The sequence below is a fragment of the Streptococcus sp. V728 genome (assembly GCF_052077995.1).
GTDB lineage: Bacteria > Bacillota > Bacilli > Lactobacillales > Streptococcaceae > Streptococcus > Streptococcus infantis_B.
Genome location: NZ_JBQJJH010000002.1, coordinates 723,647 through 739,397, shown reverse-complemented (window position 1 = coordinate 739,397; position 15,751 = coordinate 723,647). Strand labels below are relative to the sequence as shown.

Genomic DNA, 15,751 nt, shown 5'->3' with positions numbered 1-15,751 from the left:
TTGAAGGAAAATAAAGAGAAAAGAGAATTGTTGAAATGGATGATAAAGCGTATATTACTGCTGATTCCAGTTGTCTGTATTCTCTTTTGGATTTTTGGCCGTTGTCAAACAAGTGGCATCAAGGATCAGACTAAAATTGGTGTAACCTATATGACCATGAACAATGAGTTCTATAAAAGTATTCATTCGGAAATTAGTCGAATTTCCGATGAAAGAGGAGCTCTTGTTTGCGTCCGAGATCCAGAATTGGATGAAGAAAGGCAGAGCCAGCAGATTGATGATTTTTGTGCTCAAAAAGTTGATGTGATTGTGATCAATCCGGTCAAGGGGGATAGCCAGTCCATTTTAACTGCTCTTGAAAAAGCTAGAAAACAAGGAATTAAAATCATTGCAGTCGATACCCAATTGAAAAATTTTAAGCCCGATGCAAGTATTGTATCTGATAACTACCAAGCGGGAGTAATGATTGCTAAAGAGCTCATGAAACGTTCTTCTAGCGCTCGAGTCCTCCTTTTGGAGCATAAAGGGACTGTCTCAGCAGATACGCGGATTCAGGGGTTTAAAGACACTATAGAGGGGCACAGTTCTTATCAGATTGTATCGGAACTAGAAACCAAGGGGCAAACGGAGATCGCCATGCCGGCTGTCCAGAATTTTTTACAATCAGGGATTGAAATTGATACCTTGGTTGCCTTAAATGACCGCTCGGCTATAGGAGCTTTAGCTGCAATTAAGGAGCAAGGAAATAGCCAGTCCATTGCAATTTATGGAATCGATGGCTCACCAGATATGAAATCCTTGTTGCACTCGACGGATGATGTAGTGGGAACCGTTGCTCAATCTCCCTTGAAGATGGGAGACCGTGTTATGGAAGTTATCCAAGATATTTCTGAAGGGAAGAGCTATACCAAAGAGGTGATCATTCCAGTTGAAATGATGACAAAGGAAAACATTGATCAGTTTGATGTGAATGGGTGGCAGTAATGAGAAAGTTTAGAGGTGTTCGATACAGTTTGGCCATTCTTATGGTCGTGAATTTTATTGCTGTTATGCTCAACAGCATCATCTATCTTCAAGCAACCAACTATATCATTGCTCAACGCCAAGCCTCTCTATTATTGGAGCGCCTAGAGCGTATTCCTTTTGCTCCATCTACGACTTTTTGGTTGTCAGCAATCTTATTTGCTGGGATTGCCTTAATCTCAATGAGTCGTTATAGACCTCAAACAAGTCGATGGTCCATTTTTGATAAGAGGAATCTTCTAGAGATTCTCCTGATGTTACTGTTGATGTGGGTTCAGAACATAGCTTATAACGGGCTCATTCTCTTGGTTTTTGCAGATATCTTCTATGGCTCCAAAGAGTTGAATACCAAGAGAGATCGGAAGTATTGGTTTGCCTTTATCCTAGTGAGCTTCTTGATGCTCCTTGTAACCAATTCAGACGTCTTTTCGCTTTTCTTCCCAATTCCTTCTCTTGATACCTATATTCATTTTTATCCTGAATCTATCCGTATTTTGGCCTTTTTCTTAAAGAATTCCCTCTACGCCTTGAATATGGTACTCTTCATTATTTCACTTTTATTTTATATCATGAATGTCCTTGCGGAAAACCATGAAGTTGAACAAGAGCTGGCCATGGTGTCCAAGGTTAATACCGAGTTGAACAACTATATGGCCTTATCTGAGAAGATTGCAGAGGATCGGGAGCGCAAGCGGATTGCTCGGGAGATTCACGATACCTTGGGACACGCGTTAACAGGGATTTCAGCAGGTTTAGATGCTGTCGGGGTCTTGATTGATATCAATCCAAGTCGTGCCAAAGAGCAGGTAAAAAACGTATCAGAAGTCGTCCGTGAAGGAATCCAGGATGTGAGAGGCTCTCTCAATCGCCTTCGTCCAGGAGCCCTTGAGGAGCGAACTCTCAAAGATGCTTTAGAAAAGACAATCCGCGAGTACCAAATTCTTTCAAACTTGCAAGTTGATCTCAACTATGAATGGATCGATGTCGATATGGACGTCATGATTGAAGATACAATCTTTCGTGTGATACAAGAGTCTATGACTAATGCGGTCCGCCACGGTCATGCCAGCCACATGGACCTCCATTTTTTTGAGGACGAAGAAGATTACATGATTGAGTTGCAGGATAATGGAGTTGGGTTTGAAACCTTGACCTATGGCTACGGACTCAAACAGATGATGGAGCGTATTTCAATTCTAGGAGGCCAGCTTCAATTTGAAAGTCGCGATGGATTTTTCACACGTGTTAGTTTACCAAAATATAAAGAAGGGAGATAATAGATGATGATAAAAGTAATGGTGGCGGATGACCAGTCCTTGATTCGAGAATCTCTGAAAATTATTTTGTCGGCCTACTCAGATATTGAAGTGGTAGCCACAGTGGAAGATGGGAATCATGTCTTGTCTAGCATTCCACACTCGCATCCGGATTTAATCTTAATGGATATTCGGATGCCAGGCATGGATGGGGTTTTGGCTACAAAAGAAGTAAAAGAGCACTATCCGGATATCAAAATTATTATTTTAACAACCTTTGACGATGATGAATTTATCTATAGTGCGCTCAAGTATGGTGCTTCAGGGTATCTCTTAAAAGGAGCCTCGACAGAGGAGCTTTATGAAGCTATTAAGGTGGTGCATCAGGGAGGAGCAATGATCAACCCTGATATCGCAAGCAAGGTCTTTCAAATTTTCTCGCAAATGGCCAAATCAAATTTCTCTATTGCTGTGGATGAGGATAACGTTAAGGATTTGAGCACGACGGAATGGCGCATTATCCAAGAGATTGGCTATGGTGAGTCAAATAAAGAGATTGCGGCTAAACTCTTCTTATCAGAAGGAACTGTTCGTAATTACTTATCAACGATTTTGTCGAAATTAAACCTAAGAGATCGAACGCAATTAGCGATTTGGTCAGTCCAAACAGGAGTGACCAGACGTGATTTTTCAAAAGGAAATACGGAATGAAATTGAAGCGAAAGCAACTTTGTTTAGGGATTTGTCTCCTTTTTATGCTCTCTTTGAGTGCTGGTTTTTATTGGTGGAAACAGCAACCGACCGTCCTTCATATAGGAGTTTATGCAGGCTCTAGTTGGGATGTACCGACCAGTCAACGTTCTCATGCATTGGATCTTGCGATCCAAAAATTTGAAAAGTCCCATCCTAATGTCCGTGTGGAATATGAAAATGGAATTCCGCAGTCGGAATATTCAAACTGGCTCTCAGAAAAAATTGTATCAGGAAAGACCCCTGATGTGTTTATGGTTTCTGAGAAAGATTTGTCCTTATTGGCGGCACGTGGCGTTTTAGAAAAGTTAAACGGCTATATGAATAAAGAAGACCAAGTTGCTTTTTATCCTGTTGCATTTGAATCAGGTGTTTATCAGGGGCAAACCTATGCCTTGCCATATGAAAGTAATCCTATTTTGATGTGTGTCAATAAAGATTTGCTGGATAAAGAAGGCATTGAGGTTCCCAAAGAAGGTTGGAGCTTGGAAGAGTTCTATACAATTTGTAAAAAACTAACCAAAGATACCAATGGAGATGGTCAATTGGATCAGTTTGGGAGTACAGAATACACCTGGAAAGAAGCTTTGGCAGCAAATGGGGGTAGTCTCTTTCAAGGTGGGATGCTCAAACTTACGGCTCCAGAAGTCAAAGAATCTTTGACTTTTCTGCAAAAATTGGAAGAGTTAAATAAAAATTATAAGGTGAGTTCCAAAGATTTTGACCAGGGGAAAGTAGCGTTTTACCCCATGACTTTGGCTCAATATAGGACTTATAAACCTTATCCCTATCATGTTTCCAAATATTCAAACTTCACCTGGACCTGTATTCCTATGCCTGCTAAGTCAAAAACCACTAAGGCGACCTTGGTTACGACGACTTCTTTTGCCATGTCTGCTCGGACTCCTCATTCAAAGTTGGCTTGGGAGTTGATGCAAGTGTTGACAGAGGATCCAGAAATCCAACAAACTCTTTTTGCTGAATCTCAAGGGATTTCTGTCATGCCTGATGTAGTCAAGAGTCGTTCTAGTAAAGACCTTCTGCAAGTGGATGATTTTGGGGCAGATTCCTTAACCAATCAGACCTTGAACCGAATCATGGAACAAGCTGTAGAAAGTAGTCCCAAGAATGTCTCGAAAGAAGTGTTAGAAAAACTGGACTACTTGATTGGCAATGCCTTGCGCAATCAAGATGTTGAGAACCGCCTGCCGCAAATTCAAAGGGAGATTGAAAGTAGTCTCCAGGTAGGATTTTAAAGAAAAAAAGATGACATCGTGTCAAGTGACAGATGTCATTTTTTTATTGCTAAATGTCATGTTTATAATGTGACATTTGACAATGTAAAAACGCTTTCAAATAATCTACAATAGAGTCAAATAAAGGAGGCGTAGCAAAATGAAATACCTCATTTTAGTCAGTCATGGAGGATTGGCAGAAGGCCTAAAAACATCACTAGCTATGTTTGCTGGTGATAAGATGAACCAGGTCATTGCAGTTGGACTCAAAGAAGGAAAGTCGGTCGATGATTTTGCAGTTGATTTTAGAGAAAGCATTTCAGAATTGACAGCAGATGATTCTGTACTGGTCTTGACAGATATTGTAGGCGGTAGTCCACTAACCACAGCAGCAACTGTCCTAGAAGAAGTTGGGAAGCTAGATGAAGCTTTGATCCTTGGTGGAATGAATCTTACCATGGCTTTAACAGCAGTAGTGATGAAGGATGTGTTGGATGGAGACGATTTGTCAGCCACCATCTTATCAGAAGCACGATCTGCACTACAGCCTTTTGAAGTTTCAGCCACTAGTGCTGAAGAAGATGATGACGATATTTAATAGGGAGGTACCTTATGGTAGTAACATTTGTACGGATTGATGACCGCATGATTCACGGTCAAACAGTCACACGCTGGGCAAAAGAAAAACCATGTGATGGTTTGATTGCCGTAAACGATGCAGCAGCATCAAACAAGGTTTTGATCCAAGCTTACAAAGGCGCATCAGACAAAAAAACCTTTGTATGGACAAAAGAAGCATTTAAAGAAAAATCAGCAAAAGTAACAGAATCAGATAGTCGTTACTTCTTGATCACCAAAAATCCAATCGATATGAAGGAAATTTTGGTGGACCAAGGTTTTGTTCCAGGGGATGTTAAAGAAATCATCGTAGGCCCTGCAAATGATCGTCCTGGTGCAGTGAAATTGGGTAATAACCAATCCATCACACAGGAAGAAGCAGAATCCTTCCAAGCCATTCAAGCAGCAGGCTATAAGGTGAAATTCCAGTTGTTGCCTGATGTTTCGATTGGTTACTGGGATGATTTCAAATCTAAATTTGGTTTTTAAACCTAACAATTTTATTAATTAGGTAAATAAATTTACAAACAAAAAGGAGCGTTTGTTATGACAATTTCATGGATTCAAGCAATCTTGCTTGCAGTTTTCGCCAGCTTGTCTTCAATGCCTGGTATGGGAGGTTCCAGTATCGGGAACTATACACTCGGTCGTCCCTTGATTGGTGGGTTGATCTCAGGTTTAATTCTTGGAGATGTGACAACCGGTATTATGGTAGGGGTTGCCCTTCAAGTCGTTTATATCGCCTTGGTAACACCTGGTGGAACCGTATCTGCGGATGTTCGTGCCATTTCTTATATCGGTGTTCCTCTTGCTATCTTGTTTGTGCATGCAAATCACATCACAGATGAAGCTGGAATTGCAGCAGCTGCAGCCCCAATCGGTGCGGCCGTTGGGACAATCGGTACTGTTCTTTTCTACGGAACAGCTACCATGAACTTGCTTTGGCAACACATTGGTTGGAAAGCCGTTGAAGAAGGAAACTTCAAAAAACTCTACGCAGTTGACTGGGTTTACCCATGGATCTCTCACTTCCTCTTCTCTTTCCTTCCAACTATGATTATCACTAAATATGGTGAAAACATGGTTGATTTGATGAAACTTTACCTTCCTATGGATGGTTTCTGGATGAAAGCTCTCTTTACAGTCGGAGCTCTTCTCCCATGTGTCGGTATTGCTATCTTGTTGAAACAAATTGTTACAAAAGCAACTGACTTCATTCCATTCTTTGTTGGATTTACCTTGGCTAAATCTCTCGGCTTGAACTTGGTAGCGAGTGCGGTTGTTTCATTGATCTTTGCAGTAATCTACTATGAACTTGAAGTAATCAAATCTATGAAAGCTGTTCCAGCTGGGGCTGTTTACGTAGACGATGATGAGGAGGATATTTAAAATGGCTGATAGAAAGAAAATTTCAAAGAAAACATTAGCAAAAGCATTTCATCATTGGTATTATGGTCATTTGACTTGTTTCTCTCAAGAACACATGCAAACCTTTGGGTACTTGACTTCTATGCTTCCAATCGTAGAAGAAATGTATGATACAAAAGAAGAACAAAAAGATGCTATGCAAACCTATACTGCTTTCTTCAATACTGAACCGCAACTTGGATCTCTTGTTGTAGGGATTACAGCTGGTTTGGAAGAAGCACGTGCAAATGGAGATGCAGTAGATGGTGAAACCATCAATGGGATGCGTGCCGGTTTGATGGGACCAATCGCTGGTATTGGTGACTCTTTGATCGTTGGTACCTTGATTCCAGTTCTTTTGGGGATTGCACTTGGTCTTTCTAAAGGTGGTAACGTCGCTGGTGCTATCTTCTACATCGTCGTATGGAACTTCCTAGTCTACTTTGGTATGCGCTTTGCCTTCTTCAAAGGATATCAATTAGGGGATAAAGCCGTTGAATTCCTAGTAGGACCAAAAGGACAAGCTCTTCGTAAAGCAATCAGCGTTGTCGGTGGTATGGTTATTGGTGCCGTAGCAGCGACTTGGGTCTCTGTTACAACAGCACTCGAATTCAAAAATGCTAATGGAGAAGCCTTCCTTAAAATTCAAGAAAAGATTGATGGTGTTTATCCAGGTCTCTTGACAGCAACCTTCATCACTATTTGCTGGTGGTTGATGTCTAAGAAAAAAGTTTCACCAAACAAAGTCATGTTAATTCTAGTTGTTGTTGCCTTAATTGGTGTTGCTCTAGGTATCTTTGACCCACATCTTAATTACTAAGGTCAAGAGAACCCAATATTTACTAGTAAAAATTTTGAGAATGAAGTAGACTAATCTCCTTCTCTTACACTTCATTCTCAATTTTTATCAGGAGGATTTTCATGGTTACAAAACAAGAACTTGTTAATGGATATGAAACAGAAATTAAGTATCAACGCCACATGCTTGAAAATTTGGGTCGTTGGTTCAGTTTGCTCTTTATCACTGCTAGTATTGGTGTGGTATTGATTTATCTTTTTCATAAAACCTTCCTCCCACTCTTAATTTTCGGAATTTTACTTGCCTTGATTGGAATATTAGGAATGGTGGTTTTTGGATATGGTATCTACCGCGGGCGGATCAATCTCCAAAAGGTTATCGATGATTTCAATCAAAAGTTGACGATTCTCAATTAATATTAAAGGAACATCTCTTTCATTTTTGAGGTGTTTTTTCTTGACTATTTCTGACTAAGTGATACAATAGAACTATGGTTTAGCACTCGTATGCAAAGAGTGCTAATAATATGATTATCTTATGGAGGAAAGCAGATGTTGAAACCATTAGGAGACCGCGTGGTCTTGAAAATTGAAGAAAAAGAACAAACAGTTGGTGGCTTTGTCCTTGCAGGATCAGCCCAAGAAAAAACAAAAACAGCTAAAGTAGTAGCTATTGGACAAGGTGTTCGTACCTTGAGCGGTGAACTAGTTGCTCCAAGTGTAAAAGTTGGAGATCAAGTTTTAGTCGAAGCTCATGCGGGTATTGAAGTCAAAGATGGTGATGAAAAATATGTCATCGTTGGTGAGGTTAACATCTTAGCAATTGTGGAAGAATAATAGGAGGAAATAAGTATGTCAAAAGAGATTAAATTTTCATCTGATGCACGCTCAGCAATGGTCCGTGGCGTTGATATCCTAGCTGATACTGTTAAAGTGACCTTGGGACCTAAAGGCCGTAACGTTGTTCTTGAAAAATCATTTGGTTCACCATTGATTACCAATGATGGGGTGACAATCGCTAAAGAAATTGAACTAGAAGACCATTTTGAAAATATGGGTGCCAAATTGGTATCAGAAGTAGCTTCTAAAACCAACGATATTGCTGGTGACGGGACAACCACTGCAACTGTCTTGACCCAAGCCATCGTTCGTGAAGGAATCAAGAACGTTACAGCAGGAGCAAACCCAATCGGTATCCGTCGTGGGATTGAAGCAGCAGTTGCAACTGCTGTAGAAGCCTTGAAGAACAATGCCATTCCAGTATCAAGCAAGGAAGCAATCGCACAAGTCGCTGCCGTATCCTCTCGCTCTGAAAAAGTGGGTGAATACATCTCTGAAGCCATGGAAAAAGTTGGTAAAGATGGAGTTATCACTATTGAAGAATCACGTGGTATGGAAACAGAGCTTGAAGTTGTAGAAGGAATGCAATTCGATCGTGGTTATCTATCACAGTACATGGTCACTGACAATGAAAAAATGGTTGCAGACCTTGAAAATCCATACATTTTAATCACTGATAAGAAAATCTCAAACATCCAAGAAATTTTGCCACTTCTAGAAAGCATTCTTCAAAGTAGCCGTCCACTCTTGATCATTGCTGATGATGTTGACGGTGAAGCTCTTCCAACTCTTGTCTTGAACAAGATTCGTGGAACTTTTAACGTCGTTGCTGTTAAGGCCCCTGGATTCGGTGACCGTCGTAAGGCTATGTTAGAAGACATCGCGATTTTGACAGGCGGAACTGTTATCACAGAAGATCTTGGTCTTGAATTGAAAGATGCTACTATTGAAGCGCTTGGTCAAGCAGCGAGAGTGACTGTAGATAAAGATAGTACTGTTATTGTAGAAGGTGCGGGAAATCCTGAAGCAATTGCTAACCGTGTCGCTGTCATCAAGTCTCAAATTGAAACAACAACTTCAGAATTCGACCGTGAAAAACTTCAAGAACGCTTGGCTAAATTGTCAGGTGGAGTAGCTGTTATCAAGGTTGGTGCTGCAACTGAAACTGAGTTGAAAGAAATGAAACTCCGTATCGAAGATGCTCTTAACGCGACTCGTGCAGCTGTTGAAGAAGGTATCGTTGCAGGTGGTGGTACTGCCCTTGTTAATGTTATCTCAGCTGTCGCTGCCTTGGAATTAGAAGGCGATGAAGCAACAGGTCGCAATATTGTTCTTCGTGCCTTGGAAGAGCCTGTACGTCAAATTGCCCACAACGCAGGTTATGAAGGTTCAATTGTTATTGATCGTTTGAAAAATGCAGAGCTTGGGACTGGCTTCAACGCTGCAACAGGTGAATGGGTCAATATGATTGAGGAGGGAATCATCGATCCTGTTAAGGTAAGCCGTTCAGCCCTTCAGAACGCAGCTTCAGTAGCAAGTCTCATCTTGACTACCGAAGCAGTTGTAGCTAACAAACCAGAACCAGTAGCACCAGCTCCAGCAATGGATCCATCTATGATGGGTGCTTACTAAGAAATATAAAAAAACAGGTAGAAATAAAGATTTCTACCTGTTTTTCTTTCTTGTAAATTCTAAAGAGGAAGTTCAGCTTCCTCTTTTTGCATTCAATTAGTTATGGTTTGATAACTTCAGCTCCACCCATGTATGGACGAAGAACTTCTGGAATGGTCACAGAACCATCTTCATTTTGATAGTTTTCAAGAATAGCAGCAACGGTACGTCCAACAGCAAGTCCAGAACCGTTCAAAGTATGAAGGAGTTTCACTTTTCCATCTGCTTCATCACGGTAACGGATTTGGGCACGACGAGCTTGGAAATCTTCTGTATTTGAACAGCTTGAGATTTCACGATAAGTATTTTGTGCAGGAATCCACACTTCCAAGTCGTAAGTTTTTGCTGCTGAGAAGCCCATATCTCCTGTAGAGAGAGCTACCACACGGTATGGAAGGTTGAGTTTTTGAAGGATGTTTTCAGCGTTAGCTGTCATCTTTTCCAATTCTTCGTATGATTCTTCTGGTTTGGCAAATTTCACCATTTCAACCTTGTGGAATTGGTGCAAACGGATCAAACCGCGAGTATCGCGACCAGCTGAACCAGCTTCAGAACGGAAAGATGGACTCATCGCGGTAAAGTAGATTGGCAAGTCTTTTCCGTCAAGAATTTCATCACGGTAGTAGTTGGTCAGAGGAACCTCAGCTGTAGGAATGAGGACATAGTTCGTATCTTTCAATTCAAACGTATCTTCTTTGAATTTTGGATATTGACCAGTACCAAACATAGAATCATGGTTGACCATGTAAGGTGTGATGACTTCTGTATAGCCTTCTTTTCCGTGTTCATCCAACATAAAGTTGTAGATAGCACGTTCCAAACGAGCTCCAAGTCCTTTATAGAAGAGGAAACGAGCTCCAGTGACTTTTCCACCACGTTCCCAGTCAAGAATACCAAGGTCTTCTCCAAGATCCCAGTGAGCTTTTGGTTCAAAGCCAAACTCGCGAGGAGTTCCCCAACGGCGAACTTCTACGTTATCGTCTTCGTCAGCACCGATAGGAACACTATCAGCAGGGATGTTGGGAAGAGTTGTGGTAAATTCTGTCAATTTCGCATCGATCTCTGCCAATTCTGCATCCAGAGCTTTGACCTCGGCAGAGAGAGCTTGCATGGCAGCAATTTTATCGTCTGCATTTTCTTTGTTGCGTTTAGCTTGAGCAATCTCAGCAGAAACTGTATTACGTTCCGCTTTAAGCGTTTCAACCTTGACCAAGATATCACGACGTTTTGTATCGATCTCTTTCATCTCGTTCAAGATAGCAGCGTCTACACCACGTGTAGCGAGTTTTTTAGCGACAGCATCAAAGTCTGTACGTATTCGTTTAATATCTAGCATATAAACTCCTTTATGAAAAAAGCACACCTGACAAAGCGTTGGAGTGGCAGGGCCACGGTTCCATCCAACTTCACAGGTGTGCACTTAATTATGTATTTAGTTTGCAACAACGGTAGAATTTCACTTAAGTTTTCTATCTGCTCACAGCACCCGCAGACTTTCTGAAAGATCAACTTAACCTACTTATCCGTTTCTATGATTATACTAAAGTTTCTATTTTTTTGCAAATAGATTTTTAATTTTACGTCCAATGATTTGAAGTAAGGTAGGTAGCTTAACAACCTTGTCATTGCCTAGCTTTTTACGAGCAATTTTAAGGATTTTTCCAGAGTCTTTTGAGGCAAAGAGGAATTTTCCTTGGTCTGTAAAGACTTCAAAATGACGACTGACCTTACGTCCCGAGACGTTGGCTCCGATTTGATGAATGCTGGACCATGGGATTTGAATGTAATCTTCGACATTACGGTCCGCGTAAAATTCTAAAGCCTGATCTCCGACCAGAAATTTTCCAACCTTTCCTGAAATGGAAAGGTAGGAAGTTCCAGTGGTTTGTATGTCAACGACTTTGTTGAGGGATTGTGCCATCTTTAGTCTTCCTTATTTTCGCCAAAAAATGCCTGATAAAGAGCCTTAATAGCTGCTTTCTCTTGGTCTTTGTGGACAACGAACATGATAGAAACTTCGCTAGACCCTTGGGACATCATTTGGATGTTGATATTATTTTCAGACAAGGCGCGAGTAGCAGTAGCAGTTACCCCGATATGACGCTTCATCTTTTCACCAACAATCATAATGATAGAGAGGTCGTGTTCAATTTCAGCATGATCGACTTCTGCTTTTTGCACAAGTTGACGAAGGATTTCTTCTTCTTTAATAGGTGTCAATTCACGTGAACGCAAAATGACAGAAAGGTCATCGATACCAGTCGGCATATGTTCCCAACCGATATTTAAGTCTTCAAGAATTTGAAGTACCTTGCGGCCAAAACCAATTTCGCGGTTCATAAGGTACTTAGACATATTGATGCTAACAAAGCCAGAGTCACCAGCAATTCCCACTACTGGGAATTTATCACTGGTATGTTGTAGTACGATACGAGTTCCTGGATGGTCAGGGTTATTAGTGTTCTTGATAACCAAAGGAATTTTCCCACGGTAGGCTGGCAAGAGAGCTTCGTCATGGAGTACAGAAAATCCAGCATAAGCCAATTCGCGCATTTCACGGTAAGTTAATTCAGGGATTGAGTGTGGTTTATGAATAATACCAGGGTGTGCTGCAAAAATTCCGTCAACATCAGTAAAGTTCTCATAAAGATCTGCTTTGACACCGGCAGCAATGATTGAACCTGTAATGTCAGATCCACCACGGGAGAAGGTACAAATTTGATTTTCTTTGGTGACACCGAAGAATCCAGGAATAACGAAGACTTCTGTGCCATTATTGAGTTCCTCGATTTTATCATAACTTGAAGGAATGATACGAGCATTTCCAGGTTCGCTTGTTACAACAATACCTGCTTCTCGTGGATGAACATAGCGTGCATCTAATCCATTTTGGTTGAAGTAAGCTGCGATTAGTTTAGCGTTATTATTTTCCCCTGCAGCGAGAAAAGTATCGTAAAGAAATTCGTTGTTTTCAATTGGAAGAGTAGCGAGTGCTCGGATACTTTTAGAGATTCGTTCTAAAACAGCTGGTTTCAGTCCTAGTTCGCTAACCATTGCAGCGTAACGGTCGATAATCCAGTTTTGACTAGCACTGATATCGTTTCCTGCCACATAGTCACGATAATATTTAATCAAAGCATCTGTAACCTTGGTATCTTCAGCATCACGCTTTCCTGGTGCAGATACAACTACAAAACGACGTTCAGGATCACTTTTTACAATGTCTAAAACCTTTTTTAACTGGCTTGCAGAGGCAAGTGAACTTCCTCCAAATTTTACAACTTTCATAAGAACTCCTAAGATAGTATTTTATACGATTATAGCAGAAAGGAGGTCTTTTTTCAATCTGCAATAGGAAAGCCAGCTTCTTGTAAGAGGTCTGGACATGATTATCTCAACCAAACTATTTTAAAGATAGAAAATATATTTACAAAATCGGCTGATACACTTTTTATCGATTTTTGCTTGTGTAAATGGAAATAAAAAGATATACTTTGAAGATAAAATAATTTAATCAGCTTTTTAAATTAAAGGAGCAGCTATGAATCATATTATCTTTCAAATTCAAGACGATTTAGCAACAATTACTTTAAATCGTCCCGAAGTGGCAAATGGTTTCCATATTCCTATGTGTGAAGAAATTTTAGAAGCACTGGAATTGGCTGAAAAAGACGATTCTGTTTCATTTATTCTCATCAATGCAGCAGGCAAGGTATTTTCGGTCGGTGGAGACTTGGTTGAGATGAAACGTGCTGTCGATGAAGATGATATTGCTTCACTTGCACGAATTGCTGAATTGGTTAATACAATTTCTTATAAGATTAAACAGATTCCTAAGCCAGTCATCATGGAAGTTGACGGAGCAGTTGCTGGAGCCGCAGCAAATATGGCCCTAGCAGTTGATTTCTGTATTGCATCTGACAAAGCTAAATTCATCCAGGCTTTTGTAGGTGTGGGCTTAGCTCCTGATGCAGGTGGCTTATTCTTGCTTACACGATCTCTAGGTGCAACTCGAGCAACTCAATTAGCAATGACAGGCGAAGCTTTTACCGCTGAAAAAGCCTTTGAAGCAGGAGCTTTGTATCGCCTATGCACTAGTGAACAATTAGAAAAAACTAGAGAACAATTGTTGAAGAAGTTGAGACGCGGTTCTTCAAATTCCTATGCTGCGATTAAGAAACTTGTTTGGGAAAGTGAGTTTAAACAGTGGCATGAATACGCTAAACTTGAATTAGAATTGCAAGAATCACTATCCTACACAGAAGATTTTAAAGAAGGTGTACGTGCACATTCTGAGAGAAGACGTCCAAAATTTGTCGGGAAATAAAAAAATGCTTGCACAATTCTTTGAAGTTTGATATACTTTTCTAGTCAAATGTTTTGATTATAAAACTTTTTTTGGTAAGGAGGGAAGAGAAATGGACTACCAACAAGTCAATGACTATTTAACATCAATTTTTAACAACGTCCTAGTGATCGAGGAAGTAAGTTTGCGAGGTAGTCGTTTCAAAGATATCTCTATCAAAGAAATGCATACGATTGATGTTATCGGTAAGTATCCAGAAGTGACTCCTAGTCAAGTTTCCAAAGAGTTGATGGTAACACTAGGGACTGTGACAACGAGCTTAAACAATCTGGAGCGAAAAGGATACATCGAACGGATTCGTTCAGATCAGGATCGTCGTGTAGTACATCTACATTTGACAAAGAAAGGTCGCCTTGTACATCGTCTCCATAAACGTTTCCATAAGGCCCTGGTCGAAAGAATTATCGAAGGAATGAGCCCTGAGGAAATGGATGTTATGGGTAGAGGGTTGACTAATCTTTATCACTTTTTGGAGGATTTGAAATAATGGCTTTTGCAAAAATAAGCCAGGTCGCTCATTATGCTCCAGAGCAGATTGTCACAAACGAGGACTTGGCTCAGGTCATGGATACGAGTGATGAATGGATTTCAAGTCGGACAGGGATTAAAGAACGTCATATTTCTAAGACAGAATCAACAGGAAATTTAGCGACAGAGGTTGCAAGGCAACTTCTAGAGAAGGCAGGGATTTCTGCTGAAGAGCTAGATTTCATTATTCTGGCTACTATGACACCTGACTCGATGATGCCTTCAACAGCTGCTCGTGTTCAGGCCAAAATCGGCGCTCATAAGGCTTTTGCTTATGATTTAACAGCCGCTTGTAGTGGATTTGTCTTTGCCTTATCAACTGCAGAAAAGTTCATATCTTCAGGAACATATCGAAAAGGTCTTGTTATCGGTAGTGAGACCATGTCAAAATCTTTGGACTGGTCTGACCGCTCAACAGCTGTCTTGTTTGGAGATGGAGCTGGCGGAGTGCTACTTGAGGCAAGTGATCAAGAACATTTCTTAGCAGAAAGTCTCAATAGCGATGGTTCTCGTGGTGAGTGTCTCACCTATGGAAAGACAGGATTGATTTCACCATTTTCGATTCAAGAAGAACCAGATGTTTTCTTGAAAATGGATGGGAGAGCAGTTTTTGACTTTGCAATTCGAGACGTGGCTAAATCTATTAAACAGACCATCGAAAAAAGTCCAATATCAGCAGATGAACTCGATTATCTCTTGCTTCATCAAGCTAATATTCGAATTTTAGATAAGATGGCTAGAAAAATCGGTGTCGATCGTGACAAACTTCCTGCTAATATGATGAAGTATGGAAATACCAGTGCGGCAAGTATCCCGATTTTACTTTCTGAGTGTGTAGAAGAAGGGCTCATCAATTTAGATGGTAGCCAAAAAATTCTCTTGTCAGGTTTCGGTGGAGGTTTGACATGGGGCACACTTATTGTTACAATTTAGGTAATCATGTGGTGATCACATTGTTATAAAAAAAACTATTTATTTTAAAGGAGTCTATCATGGCAGTATTTGAAAAAGTACAAGAAATTATCGTTGAAGAACTTGGAAAAGATGCATCAGAAGTAACACTTGAATCTACTTTTGATGATTTGGATGCAGATTCATTGGACTTGTTCCAAGTAATCTCAGAAATCGAAGACGCTTTTGATATCCAAATCGAAGCTGAAGACAACTTGAAAACAGTTGGCGACTTGGTTGCTTACGTTGAAGAGCAAACAAAATAATTAGAATAAATAAAGAAGGAGTAGGGGAGACCCGCTCCCTCT

Annotated in this window: 18 protein-coding genes; 15 read left to right on the top strand and 3 right to left on the bottom strand. The window is 40.5% G+C overall.

The window, feature by feature from the left end; all coding sequences use genetic code 11:
* The first annotated feature begins 39 nt into the window (after positions 1-39).
* The 11 genes from ACTO1Y_RS04935 (at position 40) to groL (ending at position 9,559) form a co-directional block, all read left to right on the top strand.
* Entirely contained in the window at positions 40-984 is a 945-nt protein-coding gene (locus tag ACTO1Y_RS04935) for a substrate-binding domain-containing protein (protein ID WP_398577643.1), read from the top strand.
* Entirely contained in the window at positions 984-2,300 is a 1,317-nt protein-coding gene (locus ACTO1Y_RS04930; protein WP_004251849.1) for a sensor histidine kinase, read from the top strand. Before ACTO1Y_RS04935 ends, ACTO1Y_RS04930 begins: the two co-directional genes overlap by 1 nt.
* Positions 2,301-2,306: 6 nt before the next feature.
* Positions 2,307-2,990: a response regulator transcription factor gene (locus tag ACTO1Y_RS04925; protein WP_004251853.1), complete on the top strand. Its 684-nt coding sequence runs from the start codon at positions 2,307-2,309 to the stop codon at positions 2,988-2,990.
* Positions 2,987-4,285, top strand: a complete 1,299-nt coding sequence (locus tag ACTO1Y_RS04920; RefSeq protein WP_006150426.1) for an ABC transporter substrate-binding protein — start codon at positions 2,987-2,989, stop codon at positions 4,283-4,285. Before ACTO1Y_RS04925 ends, ACTO1Y_RS04920 begins: the two co-directional genes overlap by 4 nt.
* Before the next feature lie 139 nt (positions 4,286-4,424).
* On the top strand, positions 4,425-4,862 hold the full coding sequence (locus ACTO1Y_RS04915; RefSeq protein WP_441348544.1) for a PTS sugar transporter subunit IIA: 438 nt from the start codon (positions 4,425-4,427) through the stop codon (positions 4,860-4,862).
* A 14-nt stretch (positions 4,863-4,876) separates the two neighbouring features.
* Positions 4,877-5,371 carry a PTS system mannose/fructose/N-acetylgalactosamine-transporter subunit IIB gene (locus ACTO1Y_RS04910; protein ID WP_006150277.1) on the top strand — a complete coding sequence of 165 codons (495 nt, stop codon included), beginning with the start codon at positions 4,877-4,879 and terminating at the stop codon, positions 5,369-5,371.
* 57 nt (positions 5,372-5,428) lie between these two features.
* Complete coding sequence (locus ACTO1Y_RS04905) at positions 5,429-6,271, top strand: PTS mannose/fructose/sorbose/N-acetylgalactosamine transporter subunit IIC (protein ID WP_000156207.1); 843 nt, start codon at positions 5,429-5,431, stop codon at positions 6,269-6,271.
* The gene (locus tag ACTO1Y_RS04900; protein ID WP_029689583.1) at positions 6,255-7,109 is read left to right on the top strand and encodes a PTS system mannose/fructose/sorbose family transporter subunit IID; all 855 of its coding nucleotides are present in this window, start codon (positions 6,255-6,257) and stop codon (positions 7,107-7,109) included. Before ACTO1Y_RS04905 ends, ACTO1Y_RS04900 begins: the two co-directional genes overlap by 17 nt.
* 101 nt (positions 7,110-7,210) lie before the next feature.
* Positions 7,211-7,504, top strand: a complete 294-nt coding sequence (locus ACTO1Y_RS04895; protein WP_000256768.1) for a hypothetical protein — start codon at positions 7,211-7,213, stop codon at positions 7,502-7,504.
* A gap of 135 nt (positions 7,505-7,639) precedes the next feature.
* Positions 7,640-7,924: a co-chaperone GroES gene (groES, locus tag ACTO1Y_RS04890; RefSeq protein ID WP_441348543.1), complete on the top strand. Its 285-nt coding sequence runs from the start codon at positions 7,640-7,642 to the stop codon at positions 7,922-7,924.
* Positions 7,925-7,939: 15 nt separating this feature from the next.
* Positions 7,940-9,559 carry a chaperonin GroEL gene (groL, locus tag ACTO1Y_RS04885; protein WP_441348542.1) on the top strand — a complete coding sequence of 540 codons (1,620 nt, stop codon included), beginning with the start codon at positions 7,940-7,942 and terminating at the stop codon, positions 9,557-9,559.
* A 100-nt stretch (positions 9,560-9,659) separates the two neighbouring features.
* Here groL and serS read toward each other — a convergent pair whose 3' ends face one another.
* From serS to ACTO1Y_RS04870, 3 genes are all read right to left on the bottom strand, one after another.
* Positions 9,660-10,934 carry a serine--tRNA ligase gene (gene serS / locus ACTO1Y_RS04880; RefSeq protein WP_441348541.1) on the bottom strand — a complete coding sequence of 425 codons (1,275 nt, stop codon included), beginning with the start codon at positions 10,932-10,934 and terminating at the stop codon, positions 9,660-9,662.
* Positions 10,935-11,147: 213 nt separating this feature from the next.
* A complete protein-coding gene (locus ACTO1Y_RS04875) occupies positions 11,148-11,519 on the bottom strand; it encodes a DUF956 family protein (protein WP_441348540.1) in 372 nt (123 codons plus the stop codon).
* Positions 11,520-11,521: 2 nt separating this feature from the next.
* Positions 11,522-12,886: an aspartate kinase gene (locus ACTO1Y_RS04870; protein ID WP_441348539.1), complete on the bottom strand. Its 1,365-nt coding sequence runs from the start codon at positions 12,884-12,886 to the stop codon at positions 11,522-11,524.
* 253 nt (positions 12,887-13,139) lie between these two features.
* Here ACTO1Y_RS04870 and ACTO1Y_RS04865 point away from each other — a divergent pair, with 253 nt between their 5' ends.
* The 4 genes from ACTO1Y_RS04865 to ACTO1Y_RS04850 all read left to right on the top strand — a co-directional run bounded on the left by ACTO1Y_RS04865 (position 13,140) and on the right by ACTO1Y_RS04850 (position 15,709).
* Positions 13,140-13,925 (top strand): enoyl-CoA hydratase, encoded by a 786-nt coding sequence (locus ACTO1Y_RS04865; RefSeq protein ID WP_254726521.1) that lies wholly within the window; start codon positions 13,140-13,142, stop codon positions 13,923-13,925.
* 91 nt (positions 13,926-14,016) lie between these two features.
* Positions 14,017-14,451, top strand: coding sequence for a fatty acid biosynthesis transcriptional regulator FabT (gene fabT / locus ACTO1Y_RS04860; RefSeq protein ID WP_441348538.1), 435 nt, complete (start codon positions 14,017-14,019; stop codon positions 14,449-14,451).
* Positions 14,451-15,425 (top strand): beta-ketoacyl-ACP synthase III, encoded by a 975-nt coding sequence (locus ACTO1Y_RS04855; RefSeq protein WP_441348537.1) that lies wholly within the window; start codon positions 14,451-14,453, stop codon positions 15,423-15,425. Before fabT ends, ACTO1Y_RS04855 begins: the two co-directional genes overlap by 1 nt.
* Before the next feature lie 59 nt (positions 15,426-15,484).
* On the top strand, positions 15,485-15,709 hold the full coding sequence (locus ACTO1Y_RS04850; protein ID WP_000257840.1) for an acyl carrier protein: 225 nt from the start codon (positions 15,485-15,487) through the stop codon (positions 15,707-15,709).
* Positions 15,710-15,751: the final 42 nt, after the last annotated feature.

Coding starts and splice junctions, on each gene's coding strand:
- ACTO1Y_RS04935 (WP_398577643.1), top strand. CDS start 40: ATGATAAAGCGTATATTACTGCTGATTCCAGTTGTCTGTATTCTCTTT.
- ACTO1Y_RS04930 (WP_004251849.1), top strand. CDS start 984: ATGAGAAAGTTTAGAGGTGTTCGATACAGTTTGGCCATTCTTATGGTC.
- ACTO1Y_RS04925 (WP_004251853.1), top strand. CDS start 2,307: ATGATAAAAGTAATGGTGGCGGATGACCAGTCCTTGATTCGAGAATCT.
- ACTO1Y_RS04920 (WP_006150426.1), top strand. CDS start 2,987: ATGAAATTGAAGCGAAAGCAACTTTGTTTAGGGATTTGTCTCCTTTTT.
- ACTO1Y_RS04915 (WP_441348544.1), top strand. CDS start 4,425: ATGAAATACCTCATTTTAGTCAGTCATGGAGGATTGGCAGAAGGCCTA.
- ACTO1Y_RS04910 (WP_006150277.1), top strand. CDS start 4,877: ATGGTAGTAACATTTGTACGGATTGATGACCGCATGATTCACGGTCAA.
- ACTO1Y_RS04905 (WP_000156207.1), top strand. CDS start 5,429: ATGACAATTTCATGGATTCAAGCAATCTTGCTTGCAGTTTTCGCCAGC.
- ACTO1Y_RS04900 (WP_029689583.1), top strand. CDS start 6,255: ATGAGGAGGATATTTAAAATGGCTGATAGAAAGAAAATTTCAAAGAAA.
- ACTO1Y_RS04895 (WP_000256768.1), top strand. CDS start 7,211: ATGGTTACAAAACAAGAACTTGTTAATGGATATGAAACAGAAATTAAG.
- groES (WP_441348543.1), top strand. CDS start 7,640: ATGTTGAAACCATTAGGAGACCGCGTGGTCTTGAAAATTGAAGAAAAA.
- groL (WP_441348542.1), top strand. CDS start 7,940: ATGTCAAAAGAGATTAAATTTTCATCTGATGCACGCTCAGCAATGGTC.
- serS (WP_441348541.1), bottom strand. CDS start 10,934: ATGCTAGATATTAAACGAATACGTACAGACTTTGATGCTGTCGCTAAA.
- ACTO1Y_RS04875 (WP_441348540.1), bottom strand. CDS start 11,519: ATGGCACAATCCCTCAACAAAGTCGTTGACATACAAACCACTGGAACT.
- ACTO1Y_RS04870 (WP_441348539.1), bottom strand. CDS start 12,886: ATGAAAGTTGTAAAATTTGGAGGAAGTTCACTTGCCTCTGCAAGCCAG.
- ACTO1Y_RS04865 (WP_254726521.1), top strand. CDS start 13,140: ATGAATCATATTATCTTTCAAATTCAAGACGATTTAGCAACAATTACT.
- fabT (WP_441348538.1), top strand. CDS start 14,017: ATGGACTACCAACAAGTCAATGACTATTTAACATCAATTTTTAACAAC.
- ACTO1Y_RS04855 (WP_441348537.1), top strand. CDS start 14,451: ATGGCTTTTGCAAAAATAAGCCAGGTCGCTCATTATGCTCCAGAGCAG.
- ACTO1Y_RS04850 (WP_000257840.1), top strand. CDS start 15,485: ATGGCAGTATTTGAAAAAGTACAAGAAATTATCGTTGAAGAACTTGGA.